Below are 18,735 nucleotides of genomic sequence, written 5' to 3' on the forward strand. Positions count from 1 at the left end.
GCCCGAGGAGATCGGCGATGAACAAGCCGGCCACGCCAAATTCATTCCGCACCGGCCCTGACGAGCAGGGCATGTTCGGCATTTTCGGGGGCCGTTTCGTGGCCGAAACCCTTATGCCGCTGATCCTCGATCTGGAGGCGGAGTGGAACAAGGCCAGGACCGATCCCGAATTCAGGGCCGAGCTTCAGGCGCTTTCCACTTTCTATGCCGGGCGTCCGTCGAAGCTTTATTTTGCAGAGGGGCTGACCCGGCATCTGGGTGGCGCGAAAATCTATCTCAAGCGTGAGGACCTGAACCACACGGGTTCCCACAAGATCAACAACTGTCTTGGCCAGATCCTGCTCGCCCGTCGCATGGGCAAGACCCGCATCATCGCCGAGACGGGTGCCGGCCAGCATGGCGTCGCTTCCGCCACCGTGGCGGCGCGCTTCAACCTGCCATGCGTCGTCTATATGGGCGCCACCGACGTCGCCCGCCAAAGCCCCAACGTGTTCCGCATGAAGCTTCTGGGCGCGGAGGTGCGGCCGGTGGAATCCGGCCACGGCACGCTCAAGGATGCGATGAACGAAGCCCTTCGCGACTGGGTCACCAATGTCGAGGACACCTATTACCTGATCGGCACCGCGGCCGGGCCGCACCCCTATCCGGAACTGGTGCGCGACTTCCAGTCGGTGATCGGCACGGAAGCGCGCGCGCAGGTGCTGGAACAGGAAGGACGCCTTCCCGATGTGATCATCGCCGCCGTCGGCGGTGGCTCCAACGCCATAGGCCTGTTCCATCCTTTCCTCGATGACAAGGACGTTCGCATTATCGGCATCGAAGCCGGCGGTCGCGGCCTCGACGGCGTCGAGCATTGCGCGTCGATGAATGCGGGGCGCCCCGGCGTGCTGCACGGCAACCGCACCTATCTGATCCAGAACGAGGACGGCCAGATCATCGACGGTCACTCCGTATCCGCCGGTCTCGACTATCCGGGCGTCGGCCCCGAGCACAGCTGGCTGCGCGACACCGGCCGGGTCGAATATGTGCCGATCCTCGATGACGAGGCGCTGGAGGCGTTCCAGCTCTGCACCCGCACCGAAGGCATTATCCCGGCGCTGGAATCGGCCCATGCCATTGCCCACGCCGTCAAGATCGCGCCGTCGATGGACAAGGACCAGATCGTCATCGTCAACCTGTCCGGACGTGGCGACAAGGACGTGCATACCGTGGCCTCGATGATGGGCATGGAGATCTGAGATGACCGATACCCGCATCGACCGCCGCATGGCGAAACTGAAGTTAGAGGGCCGGCCGGCGCTCGTCACCTATTTCATGGGCGGCGACCCCGACTATGACACCTCTCTGTCGATCATGAAGGCACTGGCGCGCTCAGGTGCCGACATCATCGAACTGGGCATGCCGTTTTCCGATCCGATGGCCGATGGTCCCGCCATTCAGGCAGCTGGTCTGCGTTCTCTGAAGGGCGGGCAGACGCTGGCGCGCACCCTGCAGATGGCCGCTGATTTCCGCAAGGATGACAATGAGACGCCGATCGTTCTGATGGGCTACTACAACCCCATCTACATCTACGGCGTTGACCGCTTCCTGGCCGATTCGAAGGCTTCCGGCATCGATGGTTTGATCGTGGTCGATCTGCCGCCGGAAATGGACGAGGAACTGTGCGTTCCCGCGTTGAAGGCGGGCGTCAACTTCATCCGCCTCGCTACGCCGACGACCGATGACAAGCGCCTGCCCAAGGTTCTGCAAAACACCTCCGGTTTCGTCTACTACGTGTCGATGACCGGTATCACCGGTTCGGCGTTGGCCGATACCGGCAAGGTTTCCGAGGCGGTGAAGCGTATCAAGCAGCATACCGATCTGCCGGTGTGCGTCGGCTTCGGCGTCAAGACGGCCGGGCAGGCCCGCACCATCGGCGCCTCGGCTGACGGCGTCGTGGTCGGTACGGCCATCGTCAATGCGGTGGCCAATGTTCTGGGCGCCGATGGCAAGCGCACCGCCGATCCGGCCGAGGCGGTTGCAACGCTGGTTTCCGGTCTTGCACAGGGCGTGCGTCAGGCCCGCCTTGCTGCTGCCGAATAGTTGCCCTAACCCAAACAGAATCAAGTCGCGGTCAGGAGCCGAACGATGAACTGGATCACCAACTACGTCCGCCCGAAGATCAATTCGATGCTCGGACGGCGCGAGATGCCCGAAAACCTCTGGATCAAGGATCCGGAGTCGGGCGAGATGGTCTTCCACAAGGATCTGGAAGAGAACCAGTTCGTGATCCCGGCCTCCGGCTATCACATGAAGATCGCCGCGAAGGAACGGCTGAAGTTCTTCTTCGATGGCGGCAGCTATGAGGTCCTGGAAAACCCCAAGGTCGTTCAGGATCCGCTGAAGTTCCGTGACGAGAAGCGCTATGTCGACCGCCTGAAGGACGCCAAGGCCAAGACCGGCATGGACGATGCCATCCTGAGCGCGACCGGCCAGATCGACGGCCTTCCGGTCGTCGCGTCAGTTCAGGATTTCGCCTTCATGGGCGGTTCGCTCGGGCTTGCCGCCGGTGAGGCCATCATTCACGCTTTCGACACGGCACGCCAGAGCCGCAAGCCGATGGTGCTTTTCGCTGCCTCGGGCGGTGCGCGCATGCAGGAAGGCATCCTGTCGCTGATGCAGCTTGCCCGCACCACCGTCGCCGTCGACCGCCTCAAGGAAGCCGGTCTGCCCTATATCGTGGTGCTGACCAACCCGACCACGGGCGGCGTCACTGCTTCCTATGCCATGCTGGGCGACGTGCACATTGCCGAGCCCGGCGCTCTGATCGGCTTTGCCGGACCGCGCGTCATCGAGCAGACGATCCGCGAAAAGCTGCCTGAAGGCTTCCAGCGTGCCGAATATCTGATGGAGCACGGCATGGTGGACATGGTGGTGTCGCGTCTGGAGATGAAGAGGACGGTCGCCAACCTGCTCAAGCTGCTGCTCAGGAAGCCGGAAACGCAACAGGAGCAGATTGCGGACATGCTACCGCCCGTTCCGGTTGCCCCGGAAGCGCGGCCGCAAGCCTGATCGCGCGGCATGAACACGCTTTCCGCCGAGCGCGAGATCGAACATCTGATGACGCTGCATCCGAAAGGTTTCGACCTTTCGCTGGATCGGGTGTCACGGCTGCTCGACAAACTGGGCAATCCGCAGGATCACATGCCGCCAGCGATCCATATCGCCGGCACCAATGGCAAGGGTTCCTGCGCCGCATTCACCCGCGCCATTCTCGAAGCGCAGGGCCTGCTGGTTCACACCCACACCTCGCCGCACCTCGTCAACTGGCACGAACGCTATCGTATCGCCGCCGACGGCGGGAGCCGGCTGGTCGATGACGCAACGCTGGCCGAGGCAATAGCGCGCGTGGCGAAGGCCAATGACGGACAGCAGATCACCGTGTTTGAGATTCTGTCGGCGGTCGGGTTCCTGCTGTTTTCCGAGCATCCTGCCGACGTGGTGGTCATGGAGGTCGGCCTTGGCGGGCGTTTCGACGCCACCAACGTCATTGCACGGCCTGCCGCTTCGGTGATCATGCCGGTTTCCATGGATCATGAAGCCTATCTCGGCGACCGGGTCGAACTGATCGCTGTCGAAAAGGCCGGTATCATCAAGCAGGGCTGCCCGGTGGTGATCGGCTCCCAGCCGCATGAGGCCGCCCTTGAGGTGCTTGCCGACACCGCCGCGCGTCTCGGCTGTCCGACGCATGTCTACGGTCAGGACTTTTTTGCCTTCGCGGAACATGGCCGCATGGTCTATCAGGATCAGGATGGCCTGATGGACCTTTCCCTGCCGCGCATGACCGGCCGCCACCAGCTCGCCAACGCATCGGCTGCCATTGCGGCGGTCAAGGCCGCCGGTTTCGATCCGCGCGAAAACGCCATCGACCGCGCCATGACGACGGCCTCGTGGCCGGGCCGGATGCAGAAGCTGCCGCATGGCAAGCTGATGGAACTGGCGCCTGCCGGAGCCGAAATCTGGGTGGATGGCGGTCACAATCCCGGCGCCGGCATCGTCATTTCAGAAGCTCTGGCGGAGCTTGAGCAGAAGGACCCGCGGCCGCTGTTCATGATCGCCGGCATGATCAACACCAAGGATCAGAGCGGTTATTTCCACGCGTTCAACGGTCTGGTGAAGCATGTCTACACCGTGCCGGTGGATTTCAGCGATGCCAGCGTGGGCAATGACGAGCTGGCCGTGCGCGCCAGTGCGGCAGGCCTGTCGGCCGAGCCGGTCAGCTCGGTGGCGAATGCGCTGATGCTGCTGCGTGACAACTGGCAGGAGACAGATGTGCCGCCGCGCGTCCTCATCGGCGGTTCGCTGTATCTGGTCGGTGCCGTTCTGGCTGAAAACGGAACCCCGCCGACCTGAACCATCCTTTTCGGGCCGGTGCTGATCGGCCATCCAGCCTGCCATAAAAAAGCCCGGCACAATGGCCGGGCTTTTGTCTGGTATACGCTTCGGATCAGGCGACGGCGCCGTTGATCCACTGCGACAGGGCGGTCTTCGGCGCAGCGCCAACCTTGGTGTCGGCAACCTGGCCATCCTTGAAGATCATCAGGGTCGGGATGGAGCGCACGCCGAACTGGGCGGCAAGCTCCGGGTTCTCGTCAATGTTCAGCTTCGCGATCTTGACCTTGCCGCCAAGCTCGTTGGAAATCTCTTCCAGCGAGGGGCCGATCATCTTGCACGGGCCACACCATTCAGCCCAGAAATCCACCACGACGGGTTCCTTGGCGTCGAGCACGTCCGACTGGAAGTTGCCGTTGTCGACCTTGACGGTTGCCATGCGAAAGTCCTTTCGGTTGTTCAGCTCAACACTATGTGGCGGTGGAACCAGCCAAATTCAAGCCGATCCAGAATTCAGGCAAGTTCAAATTCAGGCAGGTCTTGTGTCACGCCAGAGTGAGTCGGGCAAGAGCGGCATCCATGGCGTCCCCCGGCAGTTCGATGAGGCGTGGCGCTTCGGTAAACAGCAGCGCGGCGGCGATTTCCCGCTCCGGATAGAGCGGCTTCAGCAGTTCCCGATAGAGGCCGAGCTGCAAAACATAAGCCTCCGGCACCTGTGCCAGCGTGGCCGGCGGCGGGCGGTTGGTCTTGTAATCGACGATCAGCACCCGCTCGTCCGTCACCGCCAGCCGGTCGATCTTGCCCGATACGGAGCGCTGCCTGCCCTTCACCTTCAGGCTGCCCATGAGAGCGATCTCGGCGCGGGAGCTTTCGGAGAAGATGGGAGCAAAGCGTGCATTGACGAGCACACCGAGCACCGCGCCAAGCACGCGCTCGCGCTCGGATTGCGGCCAGTCGGCGCCCGCGCGCGCCAGATAGCGCCGGCCTGCGTCCTCCCGCTCGTCGTCAGCAATGCCGGGCAGCATCTGCAACAGCTTGTGGGTGGCAAGGCCACGCGCGATGGCCAGCGAAGGCTCATTACCCGCTTCCAGCACCGGTGAGCGCGGATCGGGAAGCGGCTCGATCCCGTCCTCTCCGATCAGCGCCGAAGCACCTGATGGCGAAAGCGGGCGCGGCAATTCCTCATCGTCGTCCAGCCTGTCAAACAGTGTGGCGGGCAGGGGCGTGAAGCTGGTTCCTGCGGTTTCAGTGCCGGCTTGTGCGGAAGACCGTGGCGGCAGGCCGGTGGCGTGGAAGCGATGCACGGGGTCGCCGGTGACGGGATGCGCCAGTTCGCGCGTTTCCGGCGCTGTTGCCAGCGCGCGGGACACGATCCGGTGCCAGGTTCCGTCTCCCGGCTCGCGCTTGCCGTGATAGCCGGCAACGATCAGCCGGTCCTCGGCGCGCGTCATGGCGACGTAGAGCAGGCGGCGATATTCGTCGTCGGCCAGTTGCTTCGCCTTCTCCGCAGCGCCACGCGAGACGGCGTTGGCAACTTCCGCATCGGAGCGCCACAGATAGCCGCGGCCGCGCCAGTGCCGGCCGGAGCTTTCGAACGGCATCAGGCGCGGCAGATGCTGGTCGCTGAAGGCGCGCGCGCCGCCGTCGATGAGGAAAACCACCGGCGCTTCGAGGCCCTTGGAAGCATGCACCGTCATGATGCGCACCTCGTCGCGGCTCTGGTCCATTTCCCGCTTCACTTCGGGCCCCGCATTCTCCAGCGTGGAGAGGAAGGAATCGAGACCGGGCAGGCCGGTGCGCTCTTCCGCGAGGCAGAAGTTCAGGAACTCGTCCAGTATGTCGCCGGCTTCGGGGCCGAGGCGGGCGATCATGTTGCGGCGTACCCCGTCGCGCGCCAGAATGCCGGCATAGAACTCGAAGACCGGCTTGAAGGCGGCCTCGCTCGCCCAGCGATCAAGAGTTTCGGCGATTGTGGCAAGCAACTTGTCCGTCTCTGCCAGACGGCGCAGCGACTGGATCAGCGAGACGCTGCGCTCCCGCCCCGCCGCGAGATCGAACAGGCGCTGCTCGGGCAGGTCGAAGATCGGCGAGCGCAGCACGGCGGCGAGCGACAGGTCGTCCTGCGGCTGGACGAGGAAGCGGCCGAGTGCTGCCAGATCCTTCACGGCGATGTGGCCGGGCAGGCTGAGGCGATCCGCGCCGGCCACCGGCACGCCCTTTTCCTTCAGGCTCTTCGACAGGGCGTGGATGAAGCGGTCGCGTTTGCGCACCAGCACCAGCACGTCGCCGGCGCGCAGGGGGCGGCCCTTGCCTTCAAGGATTTCGCCCTTGTCCAGCCAGCCCTTGATGGTGGCGGCGACATGTTCGGCCACGCGCACGGCGGGCGCGCTGGCGTGGTTGACCGGCAGCGTCCAGTCGTCCGGCTCCTCGACCTGATCGGCACCCAGCGTCGGCCACACCTCCACATAACCCGGTGCATCGTTGCGGATCGCCTTGTGGTCGAGCGGTTCGGGATCGTGGCTGATGCCGCGCCGCACCTCGTCGTCGGCGAAAACACGGTCCACCGCGCGCAGCACGTCCTCGCTGGAGCGGAAGGAAAAGGTGAGTTTGAGATCGGCGAATTCGCGCCCCGCATCCCGCACGCGGCCTGCGAATTCGACCTTGCTTTCGGCGAAAGAATCCGGTGCTGCGCCCTGAAAGGAGTAGATCGATTGCTTTTCGTCACCCACGGCGAATACGGTGCGCAAGGTGTTGTCGCGGGCGCTCTCTCCGGAGAAGAATTCCTCGGCCAGCTTCTTCACCACGTCCCATTGTTCGGGACTAGTGTCCTGTGCCTCATCGAGCAAAATGTGGTCGATGCCCTGATCGAGCTTGTACTGCACCCATGCACCGGCTTCCGGGCGCTTCAGCAAGTTGACGGTGCGGGTGATCAGGTCATTGAAGTCGAGCAGGCCGCGCGCCCGCTTCAGCTCCTCGTAGCGGCGGATCAGCCAGTCGGCGATCGTGAGCGCGGAGGTGGTGCCCTTCACCATGCGGTAGAGCGCCAGCCGGTCGCAGGCGGAAATGATCGCTTCGGTGGCGGCCAGATAGCGTTCCGCCAGATCGGGCATCGCGCCGAGCAGCGCCTTTGAAAACAGCCAGTCCGGCTTGTAGGCATCGCCCTTGCCGCTGAGGAAGGATTTCTGCAAACCCGCAAGGCGCAGCATCGGGTCGGGCTCGGCGAAGGCGATCAGCGCATCATCCACAAGGGAACCGCGTGCGCGGTTGGCTCCCAGTTGCAGCGAAAGTTCGTCGAGTGTCGCCATATAGGCAGGCTCGAAACCGGGCAGAGGCCAGACTGATGCGGCAATAGCGGCCTCATTGTCATCGGCGCTGAAGCCGAATTCCGCGAACAGCGGCGCGAAGCCGGCCGCAGTACCGCCGATCCTGCCGAGAAATTCGCGCAGCGCCTCGCGCTTGCCCACGATCTCGGAAAGCAGGGAGTCGAGCCCGGTCTCGCCGCCGCGCGCAAGCACGGTGGCGAAGGCTTCCGTGAGGTCCGTGGCCGCACCGCCGACCGCGCCGGCGATCATGTCCCGCCGCGCGGCGGCGACCAGCGCCTGCTCCATCTGGGTGTCGACCATCTGGAAATGGGCGACGATGTTCGCCTCCAGCGGAAACTGGTGCAGCACTGCCTCGCAGAAGGCGTGGATGGTCTGGATCTTCAGCCCGCCCGGCGTCTCCAGCGCCTCGGCAAACAGGCGGCGCGCCCGTTGCAGGGTTGTCGCATCCGGATGCCGCCCGTCCATGGCCTCGATGCGTTTCGCAAGCTCGGTCTCGTCGAGCGCTGTCCATTCCGACAGCGTGGAAAAGACACGGTTCGACATGTTGGCCGCCGCCGCGCGCGTATAGGTCAGGCACAGGATCTTCGACGGCTCCGTGCCGCGCAGCAGAAGCCGGATGACGCGCTGGGCCAGCACATGCGTCTTTCCCGAGCCGGCATTGGCCGACACCCATGCCGAATTGGCGGGGTCGGAAGCGCGCGCCTGTGCGAGCGCGGTATCGGTGGGGATCGGATATTTCATTCCTCTCCCCCTTCGCCCGCCCCGTCGCCGCCGGCAGACCATTCCAGCACGCGCGCCAGATGATCGTAATCGCCATCCGTCTCGCCCTCGCGGAAGGGCAGCGCGCGCGACAGATAGCCGGTGGCCGGGTTGGCGTAATAATAGAGCAGCTTTTCCAGCCGCGCCCACGCATCCTCGCCAAGCTCGGTGCCGGAGCGGATCGCCTTGCCGTGCCTGAGGATGGACTCCTGTTCCACCTCGCCACTGGCGCGCAGGCGGATGAAGGCAAGGTCCGCCGGTTCACGGCTGCCCAGATCGCGGAACGAACCGCGCCTGAGCAGCGCGGCTTCCAGCGCGAGCTGTGGAGCGAGCAGCGTGTGCGCCTGCACCTTGGAAGGCGATGAGCCGGTCTTGTAGTCGAGAATGTCGGCCATGTTGCCGGTGAGCAGGTCGACCCGGTCGGCATAGCCGGACAGCGTCACGCCGGTGGCTCCGATGGCCGTTTTTTCAGCGCGCGCCTCGGCATGGCGTGACTGCACGTCGAAGCGACTCCGCTCCCACGCGATGATGTTGGCGGCCAGCGTCTCGAAACGCGGCCACCACACAGCCTCGACATCTTCCGGCAGTTCAGCATCGGCGAAACAATCGCGGCCCGCCTGCAAAAGCTTTTCCAGCGCGTCCGGGGCAGAGGGATCGGCCTGCATGGAGAAGCGATGCAATATGTCATGAAACAGCGTGCCGCGCTCGGCAGCGCCCGGATCGCGGATCACCGGATCGAGCGCGTAGAGGCCGAGAAGACGGCGGGCATAGATAGCATAGGGATCGCGCCGCAGCGTCTCGATTTCCGTCACGGAAAAATGCTTCGGGCGCATAGCGACGGGCGGTGTGGGGCAGGGGCGCGGTGCGAAGTCGATGCGCGGCGCTTCGTCCAGCCTGCGTGCCCATGAAAGCAGCTGCTCGCCGCGCCGGCGCATGACGGCGGCATGGTCCCTGCCGGTGAAGGTGAGCAGGCGTTGCAGCCAGCGCGAGGGCACGGCCGGCGCATCGCCGGAGCGCAGCGCGCGCGCCAGCACCACCTTCTGCGTGCCCATCGCCATCTGGAAATCATGGGCTGCAAGGCCTATGCGCCGCTCCGGCGGTTCGAGATCGAGCCCGCCCTTCATCAGCCGCGACATGAAGCGGTCGTTCTCCGGCTTGCGCGGCCACACCCCTTCGTTGAGCCCGCCGACGACAAGTGTGTCGACATGCTGGAGCCGCGCCTCCAGCGCGCCCCAGATGGCGATGGCCCGATCAGTGCCCTGTCGCGGCTTCACAGTCTCGGGCGCGAGCAGGGCGTCGAGCACATCCGGCCATTCGTCGGCACCGAAGCCGAAGGGCGATTGAGCGGCCACCAGATCGCGCAGCACCTGCGCCAGCTTGTGGCCCGCATCCCCGGCATAGAGGGCTGTGACGCTGCCGTCGGCCTGACGGCCCAGCGCTTCCAGCGCCTGTGTGCTTGCCTGCGCGAAATCGGGAACGCCGAGGTCGGTGCGGTCGCGCAGTTCGAGCAGGGGTGTGAGCGCCTCAACGAGCTTGCGGGCAACGCCAATCGCTTCCTCGATGCGCCGCGCCGGAAAGCGCGCGAACCAGAACGGCTCGCGACCGCCCTCGGCGGGGTCGGCCAGCCGACGCTTGAACAGGTCGGGCAGGGCGGCGATGTCGGGACGTCCGGTGCCGCCGCGCAGCGCGGCCAGCTCGATCAGCTCGGCTGCATGGCGCACCGGCGTGCGCTCCATTCCAAGCGACAGCAGCGGGTGCTTCACCAGCGCCAGCAAAGGCAGCGGATCGCCGGGGCGGAACGCGGCTTGCGCTGCAAGGCGCAGCAGCGCGGCAGGTGGCGTATTGGCGAGCGGCGTGCCGCCGGAATCGTCAGCCGTGATGCCAAAGCGCAGCAGTTCGGCCGAGACGCGGCGGGCAAGCGCCCGGTCGCCCGTCACCAACGCCGCACGTTTGCCGGGTGCGCTCACGGCATGGCGCAGCGCCACCGCGATGGCAGTTGCCTCGTCGCGCTCGTTCGGCGCTTCCAGCACGGTCACGTCTTCAAGGGCGCCCGTCATGTCGGCATCGCCGAAGCGTGCCCGCATCTGCGGCCACAATTCGGTCGTATCGGCGGGGCGCAGGGCTTCACTGACGATTGCGTTGCGCAGGTCAAGCGCGGAGGAAGGCGTTCCGAGCGGTGCGATCTCGTCGCGGGCGACACCGATCTTGTTTGCCAGTTTGATCAGGCCGTATTGCGGATGGCCGAGCAGCGCGGGGCGCGCGTCCGGCGCCGAGATGGCGGCGAGTGAGGGCGCATCGAGGGTTGCATCGAGCCCCGGCAGAACCACCGCGCCGTTCGGCAGGTGAGCGATTGTCTTCAGCAGTTCAGCCGTGGCGGGGATCGATCCGGTCGAACCGGCGGCGATCACGGGACCTTGGGGTGGTTTGCGCTGAAGGCGTTCCGTCTCGAAGCGGATCAGCGCGCTGCGATGTGCCGCCGGATTGGAGCGATCGCGCTCGGCGAGGATCACCGGCCAGTGCTGGCTGGCGATGCCGAGGAAATCCAGCGTCACCTGCCACCAGCCGGCGAGATTGCCGGTGACGAGACCGGCGAGCTTTGCCCAGTCGGAGCCCTCCGTTTCCACCTCGTCCATCAGTTCGGCCAGATCGCGCGCCAGCCAGATTGCGTCGGCGGCGGAGGCCGGCACCATGATCTCCTCCGCGAAGCGGGCCGCGACCTCGGCCGGCAGCCGCTGTTTCCACGCCCGCACCAGAACTGCCAAAAGCAGCAGGCGTTCGGTCGAGGCGATGGGCGGGGCAAGGTCGAGTGCCGCGGAATTTTCGGGCGCATCCGTTTCGAACAGCGCCTCGTCCTCGTCGAATTCGCCAAGCGGCCGCACGGTCGGCAGGATGGCGGCGCGGCCGCCCATCAGTTCCATGAACTCGGTGCGCAGCGCACGCGCGGCGCGCCGCGTCGGCACATAGATGGTGACGTCGGCCAGCGCCAGCGGATCGCCGTCGAAGCGGAAACCCGGAACCAGTTCGCCCGACAGCAGCGCCGAGGCCAGTGTCGGCAGGAACGGCGCTCCGGATGGGATCGAAAGAACGCGCGGCGCGCTGCTCATGCCACCCCGGCCGGAACTTGCCGCAGCGCTTCCTCTGCCGGGGCGATGGCATCCGGCGTGCCGACAGTGATCCAGTGGCCGTTCATGGCCAGGCCGAACAGGCGGCCTGCGGCAATGGCGCGGTCGAAATAGAGGTTGAGCGAATGCGGTTCGGCACTCGCGCCGGCGAAGATGCGCGGATGAACGATGCCCGCACCGCCATAGATCAGCCCCTCGGGGTGATTGCGCCCGCGCGCCAGCCGGCCGTCGTCGGCAAGCAGGAAATCGGTGGAATCGCTGTGGCCGGTGGAATCCGCCGGATTGGCGAGCATGAGCAATATGTCCATGCGCGCATCGTCCCACGTCGCGGCCAGACGCTCAAGCTCCGGCGTGCCGCGCTCGATCCAGAAAGTGTCGGCATTGAGAATGTAGAACGGATCCGGCCCCAGTTCCGGCAGCGCCCGGACGATGCCGCCGGCGCTGTCGAGCAGCCTGTCGCTCTCGTCGGAAATGATGATGCGGGGTTTTGTGTATCCGGCGACATGGGCGGCGATCATGGCACCCAGATGATGGACATTGACTACGGCCTTTTCCACGCCTGCCCCGGCCAGCGCGTCCAGCCCGCGATCGAGCAGGGTGCGGCCGGCGATCTCCACCAGCGGCTTCGGCAGCGTGTCGGTGATCGGGCGCATGCGCGTGCCGAGCCCGGCGGCGAGCACCATTGCTGTCTTCGGGCCTTTCAAAGCTCCCGCTCCTCAAGAAAACCCTGTTCCTCGTAGAAGGCGTGCATCGGGGCAAGCGCCGGGTGGGCGAGCGCGCGGCGCAGATAGTCGCGAATGCGCGGAAGGTGCTTCAGATAGCCGGGTTTGCCGTCACGACGATGCAGGCGCACGAAGATGCCGAGGATTTTCGAGTTCCGCTGCGCTGCCATCAGCGCATAGGCTTCCAGAAAGGCAGCCTCGTCGAAAGGCCCGGCCGCGCGGCGGCGGGCAAGATAGGCATTCACCGTCGCCTGTTCGACGTCGCGCGGCACGGTGGCGCGGGCATCCATGGCGAGGGAAGCGAGATCATAGGCTGTAGGGCCTACAAGCGCATCCTGAAAATCGATGATGCCCAGCCGGTCGTGGCCGCTGCGCTCCGCTCGCCAGATCAGGTTTGGCGAATGATAATCGCGCTGCATCAGCGTGGGCTCGAAACCTTCGATGCGGTCCAGCGCGGCGTTCCATTGCTGCCGGTAGCGGGCGCGCAGCGCATCGTCCGCCGGCTTGCCGCTCACCGCCGGAACGTACCAGTCGACCAGAAGATCGGCCTCGATCAGCATCGCGTCGCGGTCGAAGGGCGGCACTTCGTAGACAATGCCGGGCGCGATTTCGATATGGGCGGACCATGGACGGCCATGCATGTCGGCCAGCAGTTCGGCGGCGACGACATAGCGCTCCTCGATCGGATTGCGCGCGTCATCCAGCACGCCCGTGCTGCCCAGATGCTCGATGAGCAGGAAGCCGTTGTCGAGATCCTGCGCGTGGATTTCCGGGGCGCAGATGCCGGCTTCACGCAGGACCTTGTCGATGGCGACGAAGGCGGAAACGGTCTTGGAGGTATGGGCGATCTCGGCATAGGGCTTGCCGTCGCGCACCGGCGGACCCATCACCAGCGGCGGCGAGTTCATCAGAATGCGATCCGCTTCGCCTGCAAGGCGCACCGTCTCGTAGGAGCGTGCCGAGGCATCGCCGGTGAGATGGCGGCGCTGGGCGCTGCCCCAGCCGGCGCCTGTCAGGAAGGCGCGCATGGCGAGCGAGCGCCCGATGCGCGCCATCCCCTCGCCAGTTCCGGAGATGCGGGCGCGGCGGCCTTCCCCCTCGTGGATGAGCTCGACCGTCAACGCGCTCTGCGGCAGGCGGCTGCCGGCGCGTTCGGGCCACTCCACCAGAGCCACGCCATTGGCAAAGGCGTCCTCGAAACCGAGCTCGTCCAGCTCGTCCTCATGGCCGAGCCGATAGAGATCGAAATGGTGGATGGGAAAGCGCGTCTCGTAACTCTGCACCAGCGTGAAGGTGGGGCTCGGCACTTCGAGGGTGGGATCGTCGGCAAGGGTGCGGATCAGTGCCCGCGCCAGCGTGGATTTTCCGGCGCCGAGATCGCCATGCAGGGCCAGAACGTCGCCCGGCCACACGGCCATGGCGAGGTCCTCGCCGAGCCGTTGTGTCGCCGCCTCATCGCCAAGCGCCACCTCGATAGGGGAGGCTTCCATGTCGGGAGCTACTCCGCCGCGTTGCGCATATCTGCCGGCGTAGCCGGGAAAATGCACACGACCGTGGTTCCCTGTCCGGAGCCTGTCTCGATGCGCACTTCGCCGCCATGCAGTTCGACAAAGCTTTTGACGATGGAAAGGCCAAGGCCTGCGCCGCGCCTGCGGCCGCCATTGACGCGCGATTCGAAGCGGTGGAACACGAGATCCAGCACGTCGGGCGGCATGCCCGGCCCGTCATCATGCACGGAGAATTCGACGCCGTCCGGCAATTGCCGGCAGGTCAGGCGCACAGTGCTGCCCTCGGGCGCATAGTTGGCGGCATTGGTGAGCAGATTGTAGAGGATCTGCCGCACCCGCACCTCGTCGCCCTTGAGCGTCTGCGGCGCGGCGGCGGCATCGACCGAGAGCCTGATAGCGTGTTCCTGCAGCCGTTCGGAAACCAGTTCTGCGGCGGCCGTAATGGCGTTGTTGACGTCGACCTCGGTGATGTCGAGCTGCATGATGCCGGCGTCGACGGTGGCAAGGTCGAGGATATCGTTGACGATGGTGAGCAGCACCGACGACGACGAGCCGATATGCTCCAGATATTCGCGCTGGCGCGGCGACAACGGCCCGGTGGCCGGCAGCGACAAAAGTTCGGTGAAGCCGATGATGTTGGTGAGCGGCGAGCGGAGCTCATAGGAAACGTGCTGCACGAACTCGTTCTTGATCTGGTCGGACTTCAGCAGGGCTTCGTTCTTTTCCTTCAGCGCCCGTTCGACATTGACGCTGTCGGTCACGTCCACGAAGGTGGTCATCACCTGTCCGTTGGGCAGATGGATAACGGCGTAGCGCAACACGCTGCCCGCGTTCAGTTCCACCAGACCATGCCAGTTGGTGCGCTCTTCGTCGAAGCCGGTGATGGCTGCAACGAAACCGCCCCATGGGCTGTCCTTCGCCCGACTGTCGCAAACCGCGCGGACCGAAGCGACATGGACATTCGGCGCGACGAGGGTTTGCTCAAGTCCCCACAGCGCGGCAAAAGCCGGGTTGGAAAGGCGCAGGCGCCCGTCAGGGCCGAACACGGCAACGCCTTCGGCCAGATTGTCGAGCGTCTCGCCCTGCACGCGCACCGCGGTCTGGTAACGGCTTTCGAGGTCGATCTTCTCGGTCAGATTCTCGAACAGCCAGGTCACGCCGCCCTTGGGCTGCGGGTTGGCGACGACGCGAATGGTCTTGCCGTCCGGCAGGTGCCACCAGTGCTCCTGCGTTTCGACCGCCCGATAGGCGCCGAGCAGGTTTTCTTTCCAGCGCCGCCATTCGGGCTGCTCGGCGATCTTGCCTTCGCTGCGCAGCCGGTCGAGCAGCAGCGCATTGTCGGGCGCACTGTTGAGGAACGGAATATCGAGCGACCACAGCTTCTGGAAAGCCTGATTGAAGAAGCGCAGTTTCTGTTCGGCGTCGAAGATCGCGACAGCGGTGTTGAGATGATCGAGCGTGTCGGAATGGTTGCGCACGGTGCGCTCGAATTCCTCGCGCATCGTTTCCACCGCGCTCACGTCGCAGGCAATGCCCGCAGAGCCCTTTGCGCCGCTGTAGTCCGTCACCGCGAACTGGCGCCGGTCGCCCTGAATGACGGTAGACATGGTTTGCGCGAAAACCGGATGCGTGCGGTGCTGATCGGCAATCGCCGCGCGGGCGCCGTCGCCCAGCAATTCGCGGCCTTCACGGATCGCATCTTCATCCGCCGATGCCTCAACGGCGGCGGCATAAGCGCGGTTGATCCATTTCAGCCGGCCGTTTTCATCACGCAGCCATACCGGCATTTCGAGTGCATTGAGCAGGCTGATGAGCGTTTCGTGGTCGCCGACAAGCCGCTCGTTTTCCAGCTTCAGCCGTGCATGGGCGCGCTGGATGTCCGAAAGGGAGAGGAACCGCACCAGCGTGTGCGATGGCCCCTTGCGGCCCTGAATTTCGAGGGTCGCGCCCCCATGGGTTTCAGCGACGACGTCGAAAGGCGTGCCTTTTTCGCGCAGGCTCGCGATGCCGCGTTCGAGCGCTGCGGCGGAACGCGGCGCCAGCCAGCGTCCGAAAGCCAGAAAAGGCGCGCGGTCCTCTGGGGCGCCGGCCTCCAGCGGAAGCGAGCCGACCAGTTCGGGCTTCTGGTTGTCGCCGGACCACACGATGACGCGCTGGTCGCGCAGATTGAGGATGGCGTCCGAGCGCTGCAGGGCTGCGTTGACATCGGCGATGCGGGCGCGAAGCTTCGCGTTCTCCGCTGCGGTGCGCTGGCGCTCGCGGATCAGCACGATCGCGGAAATAAGTGCAGCGCCCATCACGCCGACCGACAGCGCAAGCTGGATCACGTCGGACGTGCCTATGGGCATGGCCGCGCGCGTCGCGGTCTGTGCGCCGGCGCTCAGTGACGTCAGGGGAAGGACAAGCGCCGAGGAGGCAAGGAGACGGCAGGGCATGAACCCGGCGCGCAGCCGCCAACGAAATGACGGGCGTTTCCCGTCGCGGAAATCGTCGTGGCCGCCGGCAACGGCCTTTCCCGCATGAAGCGGGTTTTCCCCCGGCATGTCGTGGTCCTCTCCGCCGCCCTTTGTAAAGGACGCCCAGCCGGCAAACCCCGGCTCCGAACCCATGTCCGGCTGAAGCGTCGCGAATCACCCCACAATACCGCCTCGCCGAATCTGCGTGAAGCAGCCCGGGCGCAAAAATAAAACCGGGCGGAAAGTCAACCGCCCGGTTCTATATCTGGTGGTAATTTCAGTTATGGTTAATAGCGGTAGTGTTCCGGCTTGAACGGACCCTGCGGCGTGACGCCGATATAGGAAGCCTGTTCTTCGGAAAGCGTGGTCAGCTTCGCGCCGAGCTTGTCGAGATGCAGGCGCGCGACCTTCTCATCGAGATGCTTGGGCAGCACATAGACTTCGTTCTTGTACTCACCGCCCTTGGTGTAAAGCTCGATCTGGGCCAGCACCTGATTGGTGAAGGAAGCGGACATGACGAAGCTCGGATGGCCGGTGGCGTTGCCGAGATTGAGCAGGCGGCCTTCGGACAGCAGGATCATGCGCTTGCCGTCCGGGAAGGTGATCATGTCCACCTGCGGCTTCACGTTGGTCCACTGCAGATTGCGCAGGGCGGCGACCTGAATCTCGTTGTCGAAGTGGCCGATATTGCCGACAATGACCATGTCCTTCATCGCGCGCATGTGGTCGAGGCGGATGACGTCCTTGTTGCCGGTGGTGGTGATGATGATGTCGGCGTTGGGGGCTGCGTCTTCCAGCGTCACCACCTCGTAGCCGTCCATGGCTGCCTGCAGCGCGCAGATCGGGTCGACTTCGGTGACCTTGACGCGTGCGCCGGCGCCGGAAAGCGAAGCCGCTGAACCCTTGCCCACGTCACCATAACCGCAGACCACGGCAACCTTGCCGGCCATCATCACGTCGGTGCCGCGGCGAATGCCGTCGACCAGCGATTCCTTGCAGCCATACTTGTTGTCGAACTTGGACTTGGTGACCGAGTCGTTGACGTTGATGGCGGGGAAGGGCAGCAGGCCCTTCTTCTGGAGCTGGTAAAGGCGGTTGACGCCGGTGGTGGTTTCTTCCGAAACGCCGCGGATCGCCTCGCGCTGCTTCGTGAAGAAGCCGGGCGTCGCCGCCATGCGCTTTTTGATCTGGGCGAAGAGGATTTCCTCTTCCTCGCTGCCGGGGTTGATCAGCACGTCCTCGCCGGCTTCGGCGCGCGCGCCGAGCAGTATGTACATGGTGGCATCGCCGCCATCGTCGAGGATCATGTTGGAGGGCTGGCCGTCATCCCACTGGAAGATGCGGTCGGTGTACTGCCAGTAGTCCTCCAGCGTCTCGCCCTTGATCGCAAACACGGGAACGCCGGAGGCGGCGATCGCGGCGGCGGCATGGTCCTGCGTGGAGAAGATGTTGCAGGAAGCCCAGCGCACCTGTGCGCCAAGCGCGGTCAGTGTCTCGATCAGCACTGCGGTCTGGATGGTCATGTGCAGCGAGCCGGTGATGCGCGCGCCCTTCAGCGGCTGGCTCGGGCCAAATTCCTCGCGGCAGGCCATCAGGCCGGGCATTTCCGTTTCCGCGATCTCGATCTCCTTGCGGCCCCAGTCGGCAAGCGAGATGTCGGCGACCACATAGTCCTTGTTAGCTGTCATGATGGCACTCCGGTGGGAATCTGTTGGCGGGCCGCCCTGCCACGGACATGGCGAATGGCGCAAAGCTGCTGGGCTGACTAGCAGATCACGACAGATACGACAACGGATATAAGGAAATCTTTATCTGTAGATGTGTCCGGGCCGCTTCTGGTGCGCGGCCAATAGCTGAAGACGGCGGCATCCGCCGTCCTTGCAACAGCCTTCCCGAAAATCGCGAAGGCTGACAGGTTTTCGCGGCAGAGCGCCGGTTCAGGCAGCGCTGCTTTGCTGGGATGTTGCGTGTTCGGTGAGCCTGCGCCGTGCATCGTCCATTGCGGCACCGAGATCTGCGATGGCCTCATCGAGCAGGGCGCGCTGCTTCTGGAGCCGTGCCAGCTGCTTTTCCGACTTTTCCAGCGTCACTTTCAACTGCCGGGCATTGGAGCCCGTCGGATCGTAAAGATCCATCATCTGCTTCACGTCGCGCAGGGAGAAACCGACCTTGCGGCCGAGCAGGATGAGCTTCAGCCGTGCCTTGTCGCGATGCGTGTAAAGCCGGGTGGTGCCGTCACGCTGCGGGTTGATGAGCCCCTTGTCCTCGTAAAAACGCAGCGTGCGCAGCGTTATTCCGAAATGCTTGGCCATCTCGCCAATGCGGGTCAGTTCTTCGCAATCATGGATTTCACCAGTTGCGGTGGTCGCCTGTTCGGCAATCAGATCGTTCGTCTTCATTCGGGAGTCCCGGATCATGTTTGTTTGCCTGACGTCAAAGGCCCGGCTTGAGTCCGCCCCAGCTTGAGTCGGTCT

12 protein-coding genes are annotated in these 18,735 nt (G+C 64.8%); 4 read left to right on the plus strand and 8 right to left on the minus strand.

The annotated features are described in order from the left end of the window. Positions 1-17 precede the first annotated feature (17 nt). The 4 genes from trpB to AC5XE7_RS17060 are packed head-to-tail and all read left to right on the plus strand — an operon-like array spanning position 18 to position 4,392. The gene (gene trpB / locus AC5XE7_RS17045; RefSeq protein WP_239800488.1) at positions 18-1,238 is read left to right on the plus strand and encodes a tryptophan synthase subunit beta; all 1,221 of its coding nucleotides are present in this window, start codon (positions 18-20) and stop codon (positions 1,236-1,238) included. 1 nt (position 1,239) lies between these two features. After that, positions 1,240-2,082 (plus strand): tryptophan synthase subunit alpha, encoded by an 843-nt coding sequence (trpA, locus tag AC5XE7_RS17050; RefSeq protein ID WP_495366957.1) that lies wholly within the window; start codon positions 1,240-1,242, stop codon positions 2,080-2,082. Positions 2,083-2,127: 45 nt separating this feature from the next. Then, the gene (gene accD, locus AC5XE7_RS17055; RefSeq protein ID WP_495366958.1) at positions 2,128-3,051 is read left to right on the plus strand and encodes an acetyl-CoA carboxylase, carboxyltransferase subunit beta; all 924 of its coding nucleotides are present in this window, start codon (positions 2,128-2,130) and stop codon (positions 3,049-3,051) included. Between the two features lie 9 nt (positions 3,052-3,060). Next, a complete protein-coding gene (locus AC5XE7_RS17060; protein ID WP_495366959.1) occupies positions 3,061-4,392 on the plus strand; it encodes a bifunctional folylpolyglutamate synthase/dihydrofolate synthase in 1,332 nt (443 codons plus the stop codon). Between the two features lie 94 nt (positions 4,393-4,486). Here the strand turns inward: AC5XE7_RS17060 and trxA are convergent, their stop codons facing one another. From trxA to AC5XE7_RS17100, 8 genes are all read right to left on the minus strand, one after another. Continuing rightward, positions 4,487-4,810: a thioredoxin gene (gene trxA, locus AC5XE7_RS17065; protein ID WP_183827196.1), complete on the minus strand. Its 324-nt coding sequence runs from the start codon at positions 4,808-4,810 to the stop codon at positions 4,487-4,489. A 106-nt stretch (positions 4,811-4,916) separates the two neighbouring features. Then, positions 4,917-8,435 carry a double-strand break repair helicase AddA gene (gene addA / locus AC5XE7_RS17070; RefSeq protein WP_495366960.1) on the minus strand — a complete coding sequence of 1,173 codons (3,519 nt, stop codon included), beginning with the start codon at positions 8,433-8,435 and terminating at the stop codon, positions 4,917-4,919. Continuing rightward, entirely contained in the window at positions 8,432-11,557 is a 3,126-nt protein-coding gene (gene addB, locus AC5XE7_RS17075; protein ID WP_495366961.1) for a double-strand break repair protein AddB, read from the minus strand. Before addB ends, addA begins: the two co-directional genes overlap by 4 nt. Next, positions 11,554-12,258 carry a nucleotidyltransferase family protein gene (locus tag AC5XE7_RS17080; protein WP_495366962.1) on the minus strand — a complete coding sequence of 235 codons (705 nt, stop codon included), beginning with the start codon at positions 12,256-12,258 and terminating at the stop codon, positions 11,554-11,556. Before AC5XE7_RS17080 ends, addB begins: the two co-directional genes overlap by 4 nt. A gap of 17 nt (positions 12,259-12,275) precedes the next feature. Then, positions 12,276-13,787, minus strand: a complete 1,512-nt coding sequence (tsaE, locus tag AC5XE7_RS17085) for a tRNA (adenosine(37)-N6)-threonylcarbamoyltransferase complex ATPase subunit type 1 TsaE (protein ID WP_495366963.1) — start codon at positions 13,785-13,787, stop codon at positions 12,276-12,278. Between the two features lie 8 nt (positions 13,788-13,795). Further along, complete coding sequence (locus tag AC5XE7_RS17090) at positions 13,796-16,348, minus strand: sensor histidine kinase (protein ID WP_495366964.1); 2,553 nt, start codon at positions 16,346-16,348, stop codon at positions 13,796-13,798. 200 nt (positions 16,349-16,548) lie between these two features. After that, entirely contained in the window at positions 16,549-17,949 is a 1,401-nt protein-coding gene (ahcY, locus tag AC5XE7_RS17095) for an adenosylhomocysteinase (protein ID WP_495366965.1), read from the minus strand. A gap of 249 nt (positions 17,950-18,198) precedes the next feature. Continuing rightward, positions 18,199-18,660 (minus strand): MerR family transcriptional regulator, encoded by a 462-nt coding sequence (locus AC5XE7_RS17100; RefSeq protein ID WP_495366966.1) that lies wholly within the window; start codon positions 18,658-18,660, stop codon positions 18,199-18,201. Positions 18,661-18,735: the final 75 nt, after the last annotated feature.

The sequence above is a fragment of the Aquamicrobium sp. YD-1-mutant5 genome (assembly GCF_059509755.1).

Bases quoted from the DNA above. Each gene is read 5' to 3' on its own strand.
- trpB (WP_239800488.1), top strand. From the start codon at position 18: ATGAACAAGCCGGCCACGCCAAATTCATTCCGCACCGGCCCTGACGAG.
- trpA (WP_495366957.1), top strand. From the start codon at position 1,240: ATGACCGATACCCGCATCGACCGCCGCATGGCGAAACTGAAGTTAGAG.
- accD (WP_495366958.1), top strand. From the start codon at position 2,128: ATGAACTGGATCACCAACTACGTCCGCCCGAAGATCAATTCGATGCTC.
- AC5XE7_RS17060 (WP_495366959.1), top strand. From the start codon at position 3,061: ATGAACACGCTTTCCGCCGAGCGCGAGATCGAACATCTGATGACGCTG.
- trxA (WP_183827196.1), bottom strand. From the start codon at position 4,810: ATGGCAACCGTCAAGGTCGACAACGGCAACTTCCAGTCGGACGTGCTC.
- addA (WP_495366960.1), bottom strand. From the start codon at position 8,435: ATGAAATATCCGATCCCCACCGATACCGCGCTCGCACAGGCGCGCGCT.
- addB (WP_495366961.1), bottom strand. From the start codon at position 11,557: ATGAGCAGCGCGCCGCGCGTTCTTTCGATCCCATCCGGAGCGCCGTTC.
- AC5XE7_RS17080 (WP_495366962.1), bottom strand. From the start codon at position 12,258: ATGGTGCTCGCCGCCGGGCTCGGCACGCGCATGCGCCCGATCACCGAC.
- tsaE (WP_495366963.1), bottom strand. From the start codon at position 13,787: ATGGAAGCCTCCCCTATCGAGGTGGCGCTTGGCGATGAGGCGGCGACA.
- AC5XE7_RS17090 (WP_495366964.1), bottom strand. From the start codon at position 16,348: ATGCCGGGGGAAAACCCGCTTCATGCGGGAAAGGCCGTTGCCGGCGGC.
- ahcY (WP_495366965.1), bottom strand. From the start codon at position 17,949: ATGACAGCTAACAAGGACTATGTGGTCGCCGACATCTCGCTTGCCGAC.
- AC5XE7_RS17100 (WP_495366966.1), bottom strand. From the start codon at position 18,660: ATGAAGACGAACGATCTGATTGCCGAACAGGCGACCACCGCAACTGGT.